The organism is Gilvimarinus sp. DA14 (assembly GCF_024204685.1).
GTDB lineage: Bacteria > Pseudomonadota > Gammaproteobacteria > Pseudomonadales > Cellvibrionaceae > Gilvimarinus.
On record NZ_CP100350.1, the window covers coordinates 3,927,540 to 3,943,672 of the forward strand.

The 16,133-nt window shown below is 54.7% G+C and carries 14 protein-coding genes; 5 read left to right on the forward strand and 9 right to left on the reverse strand.

Annotated features, from left to right (window positions below; genetic code table 11):
* Positions 1-34 precede the first annotated feature (34 nt).
* Positions 35-1,162, forward strand: a complete 1,128-nt coding sequence (locus NHM04_RS17195; RefSeq protein WP_254264982.1) for a tetratricopeptide repeat protein — start codon at positions 35-37, stop codon at positions 1,160-1,162.
* Entirely contained in the window at positions 1,159-2,250 is a 1,092-nt protein-coding gene (locus NHM04_RS17200; RefSeq protein ID WP_254264983.1) for a HupE/UreJ family protein, read from the forward strand. Before NHM04_RS17195 ends, NHM04_RS17200 begins: the two co-directional genes overlap by 4 nt.
* Before the next feature lie 31 nt (positions 2,251-2,281).
* Here the strand turns inward: NHM04_RS17200 and NHM04_RS17205 are convergent, their stop codons facing one another.
* Positions 2,282-2,536, reverse strand: a complete 255-nt coding sequence (locus NHM04_RS17205; RefSeq protein WP_254264984.1) for a Rho termination factor N-terminal domain-containing protein — start codon at positions 2,534-2,536, stop codon at positions 2,282-2,284.
* Positions 2,537-2,673: 137 nt separating this feature from the next.
* Here NHM04_RS17205 and NHM04_RS17210 point away from each other — a divergent pair, with 137 nt between their 5' ends.
* The gene (locus NHM04_RS17210; RefSeq protein WP_254264985.1) at positions 2,674-3,549 is read left to right on the forward strand and encodes a chemotaxis protein; all 876 of its coding nucleotides are present in this window, start codon (positions 2,674-2,676) and stop codon (positions 3,547-3,549) included.
* A 144-nt stretch (positions 3,550-3,693) separates the two neighbouring features.
* On the forward strand, positions 3,694-5,292 hold the full coding sequence (locus tag NHM04_RS17215) for an inorganic phosphate transporter (protein ID WP_254264986.1): 1,599 nt from the start codon (positions 3,694-3,696) through the stop codon (positions 5,290-5,292).
* Positions 5,293-5,328: 36 nt separating this feature from the next.
* On the opposite strand, the gene NHM04_RS17220 is transcribed toward NHM04_RS17215, so the two are convergent.
* Positions 5,329-6,789 carry a catalase gene (locus NHM04_RS17220; RefSeq protein ID WP_254264987.1) on the reverse strand — a complete coding sequence of 487 codons (1,461 nt, stop codon included), beginning with the start codon at positions 6,787-6,789 and terminating at the stop codon, positions 5,329-5,331.
* A gap of 160 nt (positions 6,790-6,949) precedes the next feature.
* Positions 6,950-7,774 carry a polyphosphate kinase 2 family protein gene (locus NHM04_RS17225; protein ID WP_254264988.1) on the reverse strand — a complete coding sequence of 275 codons (825 nt, stop codon included), beginning with the start codon at positions 7,772-7,774 and terminating at the stop codon, positions 6,950-6,952.
* Positions 7,775-7,875: 101 nt separating this feature from the next.
* On the opposite strand from NHM04_RS17225, the gene NHM04_RS17230 reads away from it, so the two are divergent.
* The gene (locus NHM04_RS17230; RefSeq protein ID WP_253966391.1) at positions 7,876-8,061 is read left to right on the forward strand and encodes a hypothetical protein; all 186 of its coding nucleotides are present in this window, start codon (positions 7,876-7,878) and stop codon (positions 8,059-8,061) included.
* Positions 8,062-8,180: 119 nt separating this feature from the next.
* Here the strand turns inward: NHM04_RS17230 and NHM04_RS17235 are convergent, their stop codons facing one another.
* The 6 genes from NHM04_RS17235 to purM form a co-directional block, all read right to left on the reverse strand.
* A complete protein-coding gene (locus NHM04_RS17235) occupies positions 8,181-11,588 on the reverse strand; it encodes a LamG-like jellyroll fold domain-containing protein (RefSeq protein ID WP_254264989.1) in 3,408 nt (1,135 codons plus the stop codon).
* A 288-nt stretch (positions 11,589-11,876) separates the two neighbouring features.
* Positions 11,877-12,932 carry a glycoside hydrolase family 105 protein gene (locus NHM04_RS17240; RefSeq protein ID WP_254264990.1) on the reverse strand — a complete coding sequence of 352 codons (1,056 nt, stop codon included), beginning with the start codon at positions 12,930-12,932 and terminating at the stop codon, positions 11,877-11,879.
* Positions 12,933-13,121: 189 nt separating this feature from the next.
* A complete protein-coding gene (locus NHM04_RS17245) occupies positions 13,122-13,604 on the reverse strand; it encodes a peptidylprolyl isomerase (RefSeq protein WP_254264991.1) in 483 nt (160 codons plus the stop codon).
* Between the two features lie 45 nt (positions 13,605-13,649).
* On the reverse strand, positions 13,650-14,399 hold the full coding sequence (locus NHM04_RS17250) for a DUF3108 domain-containing protein (RefSeq protein WP_254264992.1): 750 nt from the start codon (positions 14,397-14,399) through the stop codon (positions 13,650-13,652).
* 10 nt (positions 14,400-14,409) lie between these two features.
* Positions 14,410-15,069, reverse strand: a complete 660-nt coding sequence (purN, locus tag NHM04_RS17255) for a phosphoribosylglycinamide formyltransferase (RefSeq protein WP_254264993.1) — start codon at positions 15,067-15,069, stop codon at positions 14,410-14,412.
* A complete protein-coding gene (gene purM / locus NHM04_RS17260; protein WP_254264994.1) occupies positions 15,066-16,121 on the reverse strand; it encodes a phosphoribosylformylglycinamidine cyclo-ligase in 1,056 nt (351 codons plus the stop codon). Before purM ends, purN begins: the two co-directional genes overlap by 4 nt.
* Positions 16,122-16,133: the final 12 nt, after the last annotated feature.

Below are 16,133 nucleotides of genomic sequence, written 5' to 3' on the forward strand. Positions count from 1 at the left end.
AGCGGTGTTAATCAACGCAGCAAAGGTGTATTCCATGAAAGCTATGACGCTAACAGCCAAACAATGGCTATTAATTGCATTCAGTTCAATCGTCGGTGTTGCTGCATTACCGGGCAACGCTAAACCCTACACGCCCAGCCACTCCGATCAAGTGGTGGTGGATTGGGGGGAGCCTGTGAGCACCGCTGCCAACCTGCCTGCACAGAGCGCCGCTGATACTTTGCGCTGGGCGGTCCGTCAGGTAGTTCAAGCAAAAAAGCCGGGGCAAAGCTTTCGTTACGCGCTGGCGCAGCAGGCGCTGGATGAGCTAACTCTGGCCCAAATCACCGGCGCGGCTGAACGTGTGGAGCTCTGGCGTCTGCGGGCCTCACTGGCGCAGCACAGCCACCGTTTTGATGAGGCGCAAGATAATTTACAACAGGTGCTGGCTTTAGCGCCCGAGCATATAGAAGCGCGCTTAATGGCGGCGCGTATTGCGCTTTTAAGAGGCGAGCATGTGTCTGCCCAGCAGCATTGTCAGAAGCTGCTAGGTGTGAGTGATTTACTCACCGCGTCGGCTTGTTTACTCGAAGTACGCTCGGTGAGCGCGAGCGCTGAGCAAGCTTATCCGCCCCTCAAGCAGCTGGTAGAGCGCAGCGGCTGGCCCGATGATGCCCGGCGCCCCTGGTTAGAGCAAATGCTGGCATCAATGGCCGAGCGACAGGGAAAATTTGAAGAGGCGGCCCAGTGGTTATCTTTGCCGGTGGACGAGCAGAGTGTCAGCTATCTGTCTCAGTGGGCGGATCTGCAACTGCGTTTAGATAAACCCCGCCGAGTTATGCACGTTATTAGCTCTCTCGAAATAGCACCCGATAATCTTGATGATGTGCTGTTACTGCAAATGGCGTTAGCGGAAAACATGCTCGGTGAAAAAAATCAGTGGCAGTCGCGTATGGAGCGCCGTGTGGCCCTGCGCGAAGCACGCAACGACTGGCAGCACGCGGCCCACCTCAGTCGCTATTACTTAGATATAGACCCCGACGCCCAGCGTGCTCTGTTCTGGGCGCGCCGAAATATAAAAGCTGCCCGGGAGCCTTATGATAGAGAGCTTTTGCGTCGCGCAGAGCAAGCGGCGTTAACGCGCAACCCAAGCATGGATCGTTCAGGGGGTAATCGCTCATGAAATGGTTACTTTGCTTTTTGCTATTTCTGCCGCTGCTCGCCAGTGGCCATCAATTAAGCACGGCGTATATGTCGTTGGAACGCACCGACTCCAGTGTTTTAGAGGGGCAATTACAGTGGCGCCTTTACGATCTTGAGCGCAGTCTGCGACTCGATAGTAATCGCGATGGCAAGTTGACTTGGGGCGAAATTAAAGCCCGCGAAGCGGCAATCGGCCAGTTTCTTGGCGAACGTTTACGTTTTGTTCAAGGTGGCGTCGCCTGCACATTAAATAGCGCCTCGTTGCACCAGCTGGATCGACACTATGCCGAGCCCTACCTGTTATTACCCCTAAAGGTGCAGTGCCCGATTAGCGGTGATCTTACGCTTCGCTATACCGCGTTTTTTAGTCAGGACGCCGATCACAAACTGCTACTTAGTGTGGAAGAAGGGGATAGTGCCATTTCACGAGTGATCAGCGGTCAGCAACAAGAGGTCACCATCGCTTCGTCAGGCGGTTTCTGGCAGGGCTTTAGCGATTATGTGTACCAGGGCGTGGTCCATATTCTAATCGGCTGGGATCATATTCTGTTTTTGCTTTGTTTGCTCTTGGTGGCCGTGTTGAGTCGTCGCGATCGCCAGTGGCAAGCGCGCGCCGCAAAGCGGGAGATTATTCTTTACACCCTGACCATCGTGACCGCTTTTACGCTGGCCCACTCAATTACCTTAACCGCAACCGCCTTGGGGTGGATTGATCTTCCCAGCCGTTGGGTAGAGATCGGCATTGCCGCTACCGTGATCTTTGCAGCAGTGAACAATATTGTGGTGCTGTTTTGGCGAATAGGGTGGATCACCTTTGGGTTTGGTCTGCTACACGGTATGGGCTTTGCCGGTGTGCTGGGCGAGCTGGGGTTACCACAGCAGGGCAAACTAACCGCTGTGATCGGCTTTAACCTTGGGGTCGAGCTGGGTCAGTTAGCGATTATTGCGTTGCTCTTGCCCCTCTTAATGCTGTGTCGCAACGGCCAGTGGTATCGCCGCTGGGCGATGCCAGCAGGATCGGTGCTGATTGCGCTGCTGGGTGCCCGCTGGCTACTGGAGCGGCTGTAAGCTTTACATAGTTGGCGGCACTTTTAACCGATCAGTGCTGGCGTAAGGCCTCAATAAGCTCGCTTTTGTTTAGCTTAGAGCGGCCTTCAATTCCAATTTCTTGCGCGCGGCGATACAGCTGCTCGTAGGTCCAGTCTTCATAGGATGAAGATTTGCCGCCGCGTTTGGCGGCCTTGCGGCGCGGGGTGTTTGCTATCCGCGCCGCTTTTTCTTTGCTTGCTCCCTGATCGCGCAACGCCTCGTATTGCTCGTCGTCTTTAATGCTGGCGCCATGATTTTTTACCATTACTTTTACCTCTACTTGTTGAGTGTTTCCCGGTCTCACGCAAAATATGTACCTGTAAAGGCGGGTAAGCGCTATGGTCGCTAACACCTAGGCGCTGCTAGAATGGTAATAAATCTACCTAGGTAAATATCGCATTAATGAAACAAGACGCTTCAAATCAGGGGTTATTGCTGTTTTGGTTAACACAAAAACAGCGCTTCGCGCTCGGCACCCTCAAAATCCGTGAGATTGTGCCTTTTACCAAGTTGACGCCTATGCCCGAGTCTCACCCGGCGATACTCGGCGCGGCTAATATTCGCGGCACCACCATGCCGGTGATTGATATGGCCGCCGCAGTGGGGGGCGCACGTTTAAGCGCTGAAGAGACTCGTGCCGGTTATATCGTGATTACTGATTGTCAGCGCAAAACCGTGGGTTTTTTAGTGCGTGCACTGGATCGTATTTCGGAAAAAAGCTGGCGCGATATTGAGGCGCCACCCAAGAGTCTGGGCCGTAATGCCTGTGTCACAGGGGTTACCCGGGTGGATGATCAGCTGGTGCAGGTTATTGATGTAGAGCACATTTTTTCAGTGATTTACGGACCCGAGCAGGTACAAGCCAGTGGTGATTTAAGCGCACAACAAACCGCCAAATTACAGGCGTTGAATATTCTCGTGGTGGACGATTCTTCGGTGGCGCGCAAGCAATTGTCTGACGCTCTGGACTACCTGGGCATTCGCTACCGCATGACAGCTAATGGCCAGACGGCGCTGGATATAATGCGCGAAGCCGCCAGTGGCGGTGCGCCCATCGATTTATTGGTCAGCGATATCGAAATGCCGGGGCTGGATGGCTACGAGCTGGCCTTTGCCGTGCGCGATGACCCTAAGCTCGCCGGTGCCTATATTATTCTGCACACGTCTATCTCCAGTGAAATCAGTGTTAGCCAGGCCCACCAGGTGGGTGCCAACGAAGCCCTGACCAAGTTTGATGTCGACGAGCTGGTGCAGGCGATGCTGCGCGGTGCTGAATAATAGAATAATCGTGTTCGTAAATCTGCAATAAATCTCTGCGAGCATCGGGTTAGGTGCATGCGACTACTCAAGTGCTCAGTCTGGGTTGCTGAGTAGTCGGATTAATTCCGCACCTGAGTCCATTGGCCACAGCAGAGATCATCCATGTCGCACAACTCGCGCCAAGCACCCGCGTTTAATAAAACCTCCGATACGCCGTTTAACCTTTTCTTTATCGCGCTCTTGGCGTTGGTCGGGTTTTACTTTTTGTACTGGGGGGTGAACTACACCGAAGATCATCACCTGCCCATATTTCTCGCCGCGTCGGCTTTTGGCCTCTTTATGGCCTTTAATATCGGTGGCAATGATGTAGCTAACGCCTTCGGCACCAGTGTGGGGGCGGGTACCTTAACCGTTAAACAGGCGCTGTTGGTGGCAGCGGTGTTTGAGGTGAGTGGGGCGGTCATTGCCGGCGGGGAAGTTACCCAAACCATCCGCAAAGGAATTGTGGATTTATCCGGGTTTGAGGTTCAGGCGCTGGATTTTATTTTTATCATGATGGCGGCACTGTTAGCGGCCGCACTGTGGTTGTTGTTTGCCAGCCGGCGCGGTCTGCCGGTGTCGACCACTCACTCAATTATCGGCGGTATTGTCGGCAGCTCCATTGCCCTGGGCGCTATTTTAGGTGGCAGTGATTCGGCGCTGGCCCTGGTGCACTGGGGGCAGATTGGTTCGATTGCTATTTCCTGGGTCTTGTCACCGCTGCTGGGTGGGCTGGTTTCCTACGGTCTTTTCTCCCTCATTAAACGCCATATTCTGCGCTATAACGAACAGGCAGAATCTGAGCTGGAAGTCATCAAGAAAGAAAAACGTGAATTTAAAAAGCAGCACAAAAAAGATTTTGAAAGACTCAGTGAGTTGCAGCAGATTTCCTACAACGGCGCCATGACCCGCGACTCGCATATTTTGGTGGACCCGGATTTTAGTGTTGAGGATATTGAGACCGACTATTACCGCAAGCTGTACGAGATTAACGAGCGCAAGGACAGCTTGGATGCGACCCGGGCGCTGGAAACCTGGGTGCCGGTGATCGCCGCGCTGGGTGGGGCGATTATCAGCTCAATGCTGCTGTTCAAGGGTTTAAAGAATATTGATCTCCACCTGAGTACGCTGCACAACTTTTTAATTGTGGGAATGGTGTCGGCGAGCATTTGGATGGCAACCTATATTTACGCGCGCACCTTAAAAAACACCTCGCTAAGTCGCTCGACGTTTTTAATGTTCAGCTGGATGCAGGTGTTTACCGCATCGGGTTTTGCTTTTAGTCATGGCTCCAATGATATTGCCAATGCCATTGGTCCTTTTGCCGCAATTTTGGATGTGTTGCGTACGGGAGTGGTGGGCAGTTCGGCGGCGGTGCCATCGGTGGTAATGATTACTTTCGGTGTGGCACTGGTAGGTGGTTTATGGTTTGTGGGTAAAGAGGTTATTCAAACTGTGGGCCATAACCTGACGCAAATGCATCCGGCCTCGGGGTTCTCGGCCGAGCTGGCCGCCGCTGCGGTGGTGATGCTGGCATCACTATTAGGGTTGCCGGTATCCAGTACTCATATTTTGATCGGCGCTGTGCTGGGGATTGGCTTGGTGAATCGTCAAACAAATTGGGCACTGATGAAGCCTATCGGCCTGGCTTGGGTGATTACTTTGCCTGCGGCAGGGCTGCTGTCGGCGCTGTGCTTTTTTATTCTGCGACAATTGTTTTAATGAAATAAGGGCGCCCTTAAAGGGCGCCCATCAACCTTAAGACTCTTTTAGTTTCTCGCGTACTGACTTTTCAATTCGCTCGCCAATGCTCTGGTCGATATTTTTCCAGTATTCAAACGCGCGTTTAAGTACGGGCTCGGAAACCCCGTCGCACAGATGGCCGGTTACATTATTCACTAAGCGTTCGCGCGCCGGCTCGTCCATCACCTCGTTAATGAGCGCGCGAGGCTGCACGTAATCGTCATCGTCGCGATGCTGGGTGTAAGCCTCTCGCACCATGTTGCCCTCAGCGCCGAAGGTTTCCATATTGGGCGCGCGTTCGGGGTCTGCGTGAGCGCCGCCTTTGCTGTTGGGAGCGTACACAGGGTCGCTGACATTTTCCGTGCGCATGGCACCGTCTTTGGTGTAGCTGTGTACCGGGCACTGGGGTTTGTTAACCGGAATTTGCTTGTAATTAACCCCCAGGCGCGCGCGGTGCGCATCGGCGTAGGCAAACATGCGGCCTAGCAGCATCTTATCGGGGCTGACGCCTATGCCCGGCGGCATATTGTTGGGTTCAAAGGCAGCCTGCTCAATTTCTGTGTGGTGGTCGGTAGGATTGCGGTTAAGTGTTAGCTTGCCCACTTTAATCAGTGGATAATCGCCGTGGGGCCAGACTTTGGTTAAATCGAAGGGGTTAAAGCGGTACGTCTCGGCCTCTTTAAACGGCATAATCTGCATGTAGAGTGTCCAGCTGGGATGATCCCCTTTTTCAATGGCACTGAAAAGATCACGGGTGTGGTAATCACCGTCCATACCGGCCAGCTTGTCCGCCTGCTCCTGAGTAATGCACTCCACACCCTGATCAGTTTGGAAGTGATATTTCACCCAGAATTTTTCTCCCTGGGCATTCACCCACATATAAGTGTGCGACGAATAGCCGTTCATGTGGCGCCAGGTGTGAGGAATGCCCCTGTCACCCATTAGCCAAGTCACCTGATGCGCTGACTCGGGCGATAGGGTCCAGAAATCCCACTGCATATCATGGTCGCGCATATTGTTGTCGGCGCGGCGTTTTTGCGAGCGGATAAAGTGTTGGAATTTCATCGGGTCGCGAATAAAAAACACCGGGGTATTGTTACCCACCATGTCGTAGTTGCCTTCGCTGGTGTAAAACTTCACCGCAAAGCCGCGCGGGTCGCGCCAGGTGTCGGGGCTGCCGCGCTCGCCCGCTACGGTAGAAAAACGCATTAACACATCGGTTTTCGTGCCGGGCTGAAATACCGCTGCCTTGGTGTAGGCGCTGACGTCTTCGGTGACTTCAAAGTGACCGAAAGCGCCGCTGCCTTTGGCGTGGGGCTGGCGCTCGGGAATACGTTCGCGGTTAAAGGCGGCCATTTGCTCGATCAGTTGATGATCGTGCAACACGATGGGGCCGTCCGGCCCAATGGTCAGCGAATGCTCGTCGCTATTGACGGGAATACCAGCGTCGGTGGTGGTGAACTTATCGTTGCTCATTCTCTTCTCCTGGAGTGCTGCAAAAGTTACACGAGGGTGTAAATATTTCGCAGCCTGGTTGCGTAAAAATCCCTAAGGGGGGACAGCTCAACTTCGAGACCCAAGTAAACGCAAGAGCTATTCCAGAGACTGATTAACTTATTCTATGCCACTGATAACCCTAGTCTATAGTCAGCCCCAGTTGTTTCTTCGCCAGCTTGACGATCTCCGGGTCGATTGGTGGTGGCTCGATGTCCACATCATGACTTAATGCCTGCACCAGCGTTTTTAATACTTCGATACGCGCATGACGTTTGTCGTGGCCCGAGATGATATGCCAGGGGCAGGACTCGGTATCGGTATATTTCAGCATATCGTTAATGGCCTCTTCGTAGTCGGGCCACTTTTCCCGGTTGCGTACGTCTTCCATGGTGAGCTTCCAACGTTTGTAGGGATCGTGCAAACGCTGAATAAATCGCTCCAGCTGCTCGTCTTTGTCGATATGAATAAATAACTTAATAACCCGAGCGCCGTCATCGGTCAGCAGGCGTTCAAATTCATTGATTTCCCGATAGGCCCGTTGCCACTCGCTCTTGCGGGCAAAGTCCTCCACGCGCTCCACCAACACTCGGCCATAGTAGCTGCGATCAAATATTGCCAGGCATCCGGCTTCGGGTAATTTGGTGTAAAACCGGTAAAGGTAGTGTTTTGCCTGGTTTTCGGGTTTGGGCGCGCCGATGGGATGAACCGTGCAGCCGCGCGGATCCAGCTTTTCCGTCACCCGGCGAATAGCGCCGCCTTTGCCGGCGGCGTCCCAGCCCTCGAATACAATAATCGCGCGACGGCCACTGTGATAATAGGCTTGCTGCACGTGCAACAGCTTTTTTTGCCAGTGTTTCAATTCGGTTTTATAAGTGTCTTTATCAGCTATGTGGGGGCGGATGGCGTCATAGTCGCGAATATCAATCTGGCGCTGACGCAGAATAATCTGTGAGGGTTGGTGCATGCGAACTCCCTGCGCTTGGGTAAAATAGAGCTTCAGTGTATAACTATCCCATCCAACTTTGTGAATGTAGACCGATTTATCAATAGTGTTTAGGTTAGCCCATGTCCAATGTCGTGCCGTTTAAACGTCCCAGCCCCAAACAAAAACACAAAGGCAAAACCCTGTGTCGCAGTGGCTTCCACAAATGGGAGGTGGTAACCAGCCAGCAGTTTGATGTAAAGCAGGGCCGGTTGGTGACGCGCTACAAATGTAAGCGGTGCGGGGAGGAGAAAGTGGAGGCGAGGTGAGTTAACGTCTGATGCTGGAGGTCTGACGCGTCCGACATCAGGCCTCAGACTTCAGACAAAAAAAGGGAGCGCGGAGGCGCTCCCTTTTTATTTGGATAATCGCTGTTCAGCGTTATCCTTTACTCCGCCGCCAAAGCTTCAATCACCTCGGCGGAAACGGCTTCGTCAAAGATGACCAGCTCGTCTACCAGCCCCTGGTACGGGGTATCCCAGTAGTTCACGCCGATGCCAAAGGCGGCGTTGTCGCCGGTGAAGACATTCGGGAAGCCAGTGCCGGTAAACACCTGTTCGCCGTCCAGATACAGGGTCAGGTTGCCCGCATCCTTTACGGCGGCAAAGTGGGTCCACTCACCGGCGGCAATTTGAGTGCCGGTGTCACCGTCGAACCAGCTGGTGCCTGACCACAACATGGTGTTACCTGCATCCCCCGGTCCAAAGGGAACCACGCTGATCCAACTGGCGTCGCTCATGGCCCCAAAGAAGGTGGTAGTAAACTGATTGAGCGCAGTTGGGTTAAGCCACAGGGCAAAACTGTAACGACTGCCGCTGATCAGACCGTCGGCCAGACGCACACCGCTGGCGCCATCTAGGCTTAGTGCCATACCGCTTTTACCACTGGCATAGTTTACGGTGCCGCCGGTGTTGTCCAGGCGATCACCGGTCACGCTGCCCGAGGCGAAGCTGCCGGCGACATCGTCCAGGTGCTCGTCGAAGCTGTAACGCGCCGATGGCTCGGACGGGGCCAGAGAGCGAACCGTGGCATCGAAAGTTTTGCTTGCCGACTCGCCATCGAGCGTCACAGTCGCGGTCAGCGTTACCCTACCGTCTACCGACTGTGGCTGAGTCACTACGGCGGTGTTATTGTCGATGCTGATCAGGCTCGTATCCGAGCTGCTCCACGCAATCGCGGCGGCGTAAGGGCCGGTAGCGGGCAGGGTGAAGTCGGACTGAACACCGTTTAGATCGCCCAGATCTAGCAGTTCGACGGCCGAATCCAGCAGTTCACTGGCCGGCTGTTGGTCGATATCCAGAGCGGCGATCTCGCCCGCGCTTAGAGCTGCATCGTAGATATTAAGCTCGTCGATCAAGCCGGTATAGGGCGCATCCCAGTAGTTGACACCCAGCGCAAACATACCTTCATTCCAGGTGAAGAAATCGGTGAGGTTTCCCCCCGAGAACTTTTCTTCGCCATCGATGAAAACAGAGACAGTGCCGCGATCTACGCTAAACGCGATATGAGACCACTCGTTGGCGGGAATTAACTCGCCTGCGCTGGCATCAAGCCAAGCTTCGCTGCCGCTCCACAGCATGGTATTACCGTCCCAGCTTTGCGGTACAAAGCTAATCCACTGGTCTGACGTCAAGGCTCCGCTGTCGTTGGTGTACTCGTGAATTGCACCGAAAAAAGCGGTCGTAAATTGGTTAAGTACCGTGGGGTTTACCCACATGGATACGGTGTATTCGTAGTTATCAATCAGGCCATCGGGCAGGCGTACCCCGGTAAAGCCGTCCAGCATCAACGCCTGGCCGGATTGACCCGCGGCGAAACTTACGGTGCCGGCATTGTGGATACGATCACCTGTGCCCATGCCGTCGGCTTTGTTGCCCAACTCGTCGGACAGGTCGTTTTCAAAACCGTAGTGAGCGGTGCGGTTATAGGCCATACGCTGGGGCACGGCCACGGTAAAGCTGCGCTCGCTCTGCATACCGTTGCGGGTAATCGTAGCGGTCAGGTTGACGCTGGCATCGCCTTCGCCCACGTTAGGACGCATAACATTCCCTTCGCTGTCGATTACGCTTGGGTTGTCGCTGCTCCAGCTGATGGTGGCGCCGCGCGCACCGGCGGTAGGCAGGGTAATTTGGTTGCCTTTAAACATCTCGGGTAGTACCAAGTCGTCGGCAATCGCATCCATAATCTCGCCATCGCCTTTGGCAGGCAGTTGGATGCCCCACAGGGATGCGCCGTCATCCGACATTGCGGTGAAGCTTGGCATCAGCGCTTCCAGGCGAGGGTCCCACTGCCAGGCTGCGTTGCCTTCAAACACAGTACCGTCTTCCAGAGTAATCGTAATGCGCTCGGGTTGATCGGCGTACAAGGTATAGCTACCGCTTACCTCACCGCTGATGGTGCCGTCTTCGTGCATTGTTACCGCTTGCGACAGGTGTGCTGTGCGGTTGATGTCTTTACCGTGGTTGATGATCTGGTAGTCGCCCACAATATCCTGATAGTCGACAATGTTATCGCCTTCAATGGGCGCATAGCGCTGGGGTGAGGCTACCAGCCAGCCGTCGTTATTGATCCACATTTCGTGCACGCGAATGGCGTGGCCTTCACCGCGATTGGGGAAGCGGGTGTGAGTGATCAAGAAGTACTTGCCGGTTTGTTCGTCGTAATACGCTGAGTTGTGCCCGGGGGCTAAATAGCCGCGCGATTGCGCGTCAGAGCCCGCCAGAGACTGGAAGATAAAGCCGCCCATCATTTTGTTGCCGTAAGGGGCGATGCTGTCCCAGCCACCGCGAGCATTGGCAACATCGTTACCGGCGGCATCCAGGTAGGGGCCGTCTGGGTTGCGCGAACGGGCGACGCGAATGTTGTAGCCATCGGCCGCTTCATAGCCGCCGAAAGAGGCAAACATGTAGTAATAGTCCGACTCGGGACTGTAAATGACAAAGCTGCCCTCGATAGAGCTGTGGTCACCGCCGATAATGTGCTTGCCATAGCCTTGACCGGGTTCGGGTTTGCCGGTGGTTTCGTCCATTTTCAAAATGAAAATACCGCCGGAGTAGGAACCGTAGCTCAGCCAGAGTTGGCCGTCTTTGTCGTAGAATGCCGTGGGGTCGATCACGTTGGGGTGAACAAAGGCATTGAAGCTTTCCAAATCGCCCACGCCATACTCACCGGCCATTTGTTCATCGGTCTGGCCCGAGTAGAGGAAAATGCCCAGGTCTTCGTAGGGGCCTTCCACGTTATCGGAAACCGCCACGCCCAGATAGGAGTGAGGCGCGTTGCAAAGCCCTTCCTCGCTTGCGGGGTTCGCGCAGTGGTTGTAATAGAAGTAGTAGCGCCCATCGGCCAAGCGAATAATATCTGAAGCCCAAGAGCCCACATGACCACCGGTCCACTCGATGCCCTCGGCAATTTCTGTGGCATAGGTGTTAAACAGCGGGTTAGCGTCGTTTACGCCATTCGCCACCAGTTCCCAATTCACCAAATCGGTACTCTTGGCAAAGCCCAGGTGAGAGCCAACTACGTAAAAAGTGCCGTCCTCGGCGCGAATCACGGAGGGGTCATGTACCGCTACATCGTTGTAGTTGACCAGGGTTGGGTCAATGGTGGGGTTTTCGAACGCCTGCAAAGGCTCCGAGCTGGAGGAAGAGCTAACACTGGAAGAAGAGCTGACACTGGATGAAGATGAGTTGGCTGTGCTTGAAGATGAGCTGGTAGTAGAGCCGCCATCTGAGCCACCGCCGCCGCAACCTGCGAGCGACAATACGCTCACCGCCAGGGCGAGAGACCGAATATTCATTCTGTATACCTCTGTTATGTTTTTATAGAAAATGCCTACATCGAAAACATTTCAATGGTAATACAATAATAATATATGGGCAATGAGACCGAGATTCAGGCTCTAAGCGTGATAGCGGAAAAATAATCCTAAAGTACGTTTTCGCACAATTTTATGCTTGCTTAGACGGGTTAGAGTGGGGTTTTGGGTTGAGAGGACTGGCCGAGGGGAGAGTTGCAATAGGTGTTTCGATAAAAAAGACCACAGTATGTCATACATATTGTGGTCTTTTTGACTCTAACCGAAGATTTACTTCTCTTTTGTTAACCGTGTTGCCGCCAGCCACAGCAGCGGCGCTTGACCGTGTAAGTCTCCGGTAATTCGGGGCCGGTCTAAGTAGTAATTGGGGTCCTGACTTTGCCCGGTCCCCACGCACACATCGGTGAGTTGACCGTCTTCAGTGACTCTTTGTTGCAGGGCCTGCCAGGCTTTATCCACCGCCGGCTGGTACTGGCTTTGCCCTAGCAGGCCGCGTTCAACGCCCACCGCCATGGCGAAGGCAAACATGGCGGTGCCTGAGGATTCTTTCCAGGCGTCGGGGTAATCAATCAGCTGGCGCCACATGCCGTCATCCGCCTGATACTGCAACAGTGCCGCCATCATCTTTTGGTAGCCCTGATTAATAGAGTCATAAAGGGGGTGTTCGGGCGGCAGTTCCGACATTAACTCCGCCAGGCCTGCGGCTACCCACCCATTGCCCCGCCCCCAAAAGAAGGGAGCCTCGGGGCCGTGATGAAAGAGCCCGTTGGGCTGCTGCAGTTTTTCCAGGTAGGCGTTAATTTGCACTGCAGCGCGCTGCAGATAAACCGGCTTGAGGGTGGCGCGGTAGGCCTGTACCTGCAGGGCGCCGATCATCCAGACATCGTCAATCCAGTAGCGGGTCTGACGGGTCAGGCCATCGTCCTGAGGATTCTCCCATTGCTCCTCTGCCAGCGCTAAGCCAGTGTTGAGTGCCTCGGTGTCGCCATTGGTAAAGTAACGCTCAATGGGCAAGATGCCGTAGACATTGGCGTCTACATGATCGTCTTCCAGTAGTTGGTCTGTGCCCGGAACCACTTGATAGCGCTCTAGCAGCTTCTCGCTCAGAGCCTGATTGTCACTCACGCGGGCATACTTTAACGCGCCATAGGCTGCGGCTGCCTCGGCATAGTGAAACCCGGTAAAGTGGTCGCTAACGTACATCATGTAGTCCGGCCGATTCAGCAGATCATTGATCGCCAGGGTGGCGACAGGTTGGGAACCTGCCTGGCTCCATACAGAGGTTGTGACCGCTAGAGAGAGTAAAACGATGTGTAGAATTTTCATGGTCTGCTCGCCATATCGATTATTGTCTATGGGACTATAACAGCGCGGCGTCAACCGTGAAACGGGGGGTATTGGCTACAGTATAAATAAGGCGAAAGAGGGGGGGCCAATTTAATTCTAAATGGCACTCGAATTAGCTCGCGACGAAGGGAGCGCCGCGGCGCGCAAGCGCGCCGGGCAAACGAACACTCAGTGCTCGTGACCGCCAGCGCCGTGGGCGTGGCCGTGCTGCTGTTCTTCTTCGGTAGCTTCACGCACTTCGGTGATCTCTACATCGAAGTTCAGGTCAACGCCAGCCAGCGGGTGGTTCGCGTCCACAGTTACGGTGTCGCCATCAACGGCGGCAACGCTAACGACCTGGGTGCCATTTTCGGTCTGGGCGTGAAATTCCATGCCCACTTCAATTTTGTCCACGCCGGTGAACATATTCGCAGGCAGCTCCTGCATCATGGCTTCATTGCGCTCACCATAGGCTTCGGCAGCGGGTACGGCAACTTGCAGTTTGTCGCCAGCTTGCTTGCCCGCCAGCTCTTTTTCCAGGCCCGGAATAATATTGCTGGCACCGTGCAGGTACGCCAGAGGCTCGCGACCTTCAGAAGAGTCGAGCACCTTGCCGTCCTTATCGGTAAGGGTGTAGTGAAAACTGGCGATGCAGTTGTCGGAAATAATCATAGTGAATGCCTTTGGTTTGGTGAGTGTATTTAAAACGAGTGAAGGTCACTCAAAGCTCGAGATCTTTTCACCATCGATCTCGGATTCGTGAATATAAATGGTGTACTCATCGCCACCTTCTTCCTGCTGCATACGCACCAGCAGGTACTGAAAATCAGGCGCCATCCAGGCGTAGGTTACGCGGTCGTCGTTCTTGCGGGTGCGCTCAACTTTAACCGTGTCTACTTTGCCCAGCGGGGTATCTAAGGTTTCGCGCCCCACGATGGCAAAGGTGTATTGTTTGATATGGCCGCCATCGGCGATATCGTAAACCAGGTTTTCGTGCTTGCCGGCGATTAAATCGCGCTGCAGTTGCATCTGAAAACTCATTTTGTCCATCACCCCTGGGTGGATGTCCATTTTCCAGGGCTTGTCCTCGACGTTGTTGGTGACCTTGCCGTTGTCCCAGTCAAACTTCAGTTTGGCATCGCGGTCACGGCCCAGGCCGCGGCGCTTGTATATATAGGTTGTGGGCCGCAACTGCTCCTCAGTGGGCCAATCGAAGTAGCTGATTTCCTCGATGCTGGCGAGCATCGAGTCGGCAAAAAAACGCAGCTTCTTCCCCTTGGCGGTGTTGCTCAGCTCATGGGTCACGGTAATGCTAAAGCCATAGTATGAGGCTTCATATGTGTTTTTAAAGGTTTGCGGTGGGTTAATTGCAGTTTCTGCCGATTCAGGCTGCTCTGCCGCTTGAGCGGGCAGGGTGAGAGGCAGAACAAGAAATAGGGCGATGATGGGGCTCAATAGTCGGCTCATAAAATCCTTGCTAGACGAATGATGACCTTACTTGGTAACCCTGAGGGGGCAAAGGTTCACCGTCCAGTAGGGCCAGGTTGTCGGCCATGCTCAAACGGCCCTCGGCAAACCAGCGCACCGCCATGGGGTAAATAATATGTTCTTGTTGCTGTACGCGCGCCGCCAGGGTGGTGGCATCGTCCGAGGCCAAAACCGGCACCACCGCCTGAATAGCTGATGGGCCGCCGTCCAGCTCAGCGGTAACAAAGTGCACGGTCACGCCGTGCTCGCTGTCGCCTGCATCGAGCGCGCGCTGGTGAGTGTGCAGGCCCTGGTATTTGGGCAGTAGCGAGGGGTGAATATTGAGCATACGCCCCAAGTAGCGGCCGGTAAATTCCGGGGTAAGAATTCGCATAAAGCCCGCCAGAACCACCAAATCTGGTTGGTAGCTATCGATTGTCTCGGCCAGCGCGCGATCGAAATCCTCGCGCGAGGTGAAGCCTTTGTGATCCAGAGTGACCGCTTCAATGCCCGCCTCGCGGGCGCGCTCCAGGCCGCGCACATCGGGACGGTTGCTGATTACGCAGGCAATCTCGATGGGCAGCTCGCCCGCTTTTTCGCCGTCAATTAATGCCTGCAGGTTGCTGCCGCTGCCAGAAATTAAGACGGCGACGCGTATGCATTCACTCATTGACTCAGGCCTTGCAGTTCAACTTGTTCTTCGCCCTCGCGGGCCTCGGCAATTGAACCGACTTTAAACGCGGTTTCACCGGCGGCCGTGAGCATCTCGATGGCCTGCTCGGCGCGTTCAGCGGGAACGGCGATAATCATGCCTACACCACAGTTAAAGGTGCGATACATTTCGCGCGCCTGAATGTTGCCCGCCTGCTGCAGCCACTGAAACACGGCGGGCAGCTCCCAGGCTTTGGTGTCAATGACCGCTTTGGCGCTGGCGGGCAATACACGGGGGATATTTTCCAGCAAGCCGCCGCCGGTGATGTGCGACAGAGCATGTACCGGCAGAGCTTTCATTAATTCAAGTATGGGCTTAACGTAAATCTTGGTGGGCGCCATTAACGCATCGGCAAGGCTGACGCCGCCGCAATCCTGGTTTAAATCGGCGCCTGAAACTTCAATAACCTTGCGAATCAATGAGTAACCGTTGGAGTGAGGGCCGGTAGAGGCCAGGCCGATCAGAACATCGCCTGGGCCCACTTTGCTGCCGTCGATCAGCTCGCTTTTCTCGGCCACGCCAACACAAAAGCCAGCCAAATCGTAATCTTCGCCTTCGTACATACCGGGCATTTCGGCGGTCTCACCGCCCACCAGTGCACAGCCCGCCTGGCTGCAACCTTCACCAATGCCGGTAACCACGTCGGCTGCTACATCGACGTTCAGCTTGCCAGTGGCGTAGTAATCGAGAAAAAACAGCGGCTCGGCGCCGGCAACGACCAAATCGTTAACGCACATGCCCACCAGGTCGATACCAATGGTGTCGTGCTTGCCCAGGTCCATCGCCAAGCGCAGCTTAGTGCCCACGCCATCGGTGCCCGACACCAGCACTGGCTCGCGGTAGCCGCTCGGCAGTTCGCACAGTGCGCCAAAGCCACCCAGGCCCGCCATCACTTCGGGGCGGCGAGTGCGCTTGGCGACACCCTTAATACGTTCTACCAGGGCGTTGCCCGCATCGATGTCGACACCGGCGTCTTTATAGCTTAACGAGGTGGGGGTCTTTTCGCTCATAGCGCTTGCTGA

Excerpts from the sequence above, each read along its gene's own strand:
- NHM04_RS17195 (WP_254264982.1), top strand. The coding sequence starts at position 35 with ATGAAAGCTATGACGCTAACAGCCAAACAATGGCTATTAATTGCATTC.
- NHM04_RS17200 (WP_254264983.1), top strand. The coding sequence starts at position 1,159 with ATGAAATGGTTACTTTGCTTTTTGCTATTTCTGCCGCTGCTCGCCAGT.
- NHM04_RS17205 (WP_254264984.1), bottom strand. The coding sequence starts at position 2,536 with ATGGTAAAAAATCATGGCGCCAGCATTAAAGACGACGAGCAATACGAG.
- NHM04_RS17210 (WP_254264985.1), top strand. The coding sequence starts at position 2,674 with ATGAAACAAGACGCTTCAAATCAGGGGTTATTGCTGTTTTGGTTAACA.
- NHM04_RS17215 (WP_254264986.1), top strand. The coding sequence starts at position 3,694 with ATGTCGCACAACTCGCGCCAAGCACCCGCGTTTAATAAAACCTCCGAT.
- NHM04_RS17220 (WP_254264987.1), bottom strand. The coding sequence starts at position 6,789 with ATGAGCAACGATAAGTTCACCACCACCGACGCTGGTATTCCCGTCAAT.
- NHM04_RS17225 (WP_254264988.1), bottom strand. The coding sequence starts at position 7,774 with ATGCACCAACCCTCACAGATTATTCTGCGTCAGCGCCAGATTGATATT.
- NHM04_RS17230 (WP_253966391.1), top strand. The coding sequence starts at position 7,876 with ATGTCCAATGTCGTGCCGTTTAAACGTCCCAGCCCCAAACAAAAACAC.
- NHM04_RS17235 (WP_254264989.1), bottom strand. The coding sequence starts at position 11,588 with ATGAATATTCGGTCTCTCGCCCTGGCGGTGAGCGTATTGTCGCTCGCA.
- NHM04_RS17240 (WP_254264990.1), bottom strand. The coding sequence starts at position 12,932 with ATGAAAATTCTACACATCGTTTTACTCTCTCTAGCGGTCACAACCTCT.
- NHM04_RS17245 (WP_254264991.1), bottom strand. The coding sequence starts at position 13,604 with ATGATTATTTCCGACAACTGCATCGCCAGTTTTCACTACACCCTTACC.
- NHM04_RS17250 (WP_254264992.1), bottom strand. The coding sequence starts at position 14,399 with ATGAGCCGACTATTGAGCCCCATCATCGCCCTATTTCTTGTTCTGCCT.
- purN (WP_254264993.1), bottom strand. The coding sequence starts at position 15,069 with ATGAGTGAATGCATACGCGTCGCCGTCTTAATTTCTGGCAGCGGCAGC.
- purM (WP_254264994.1), bottom strand. The coding sequence starts at position 16,121 with ATGAGCGAAAAGACCCCCACCTCGTTAAGCTATAAAGACGCCGGTGTC.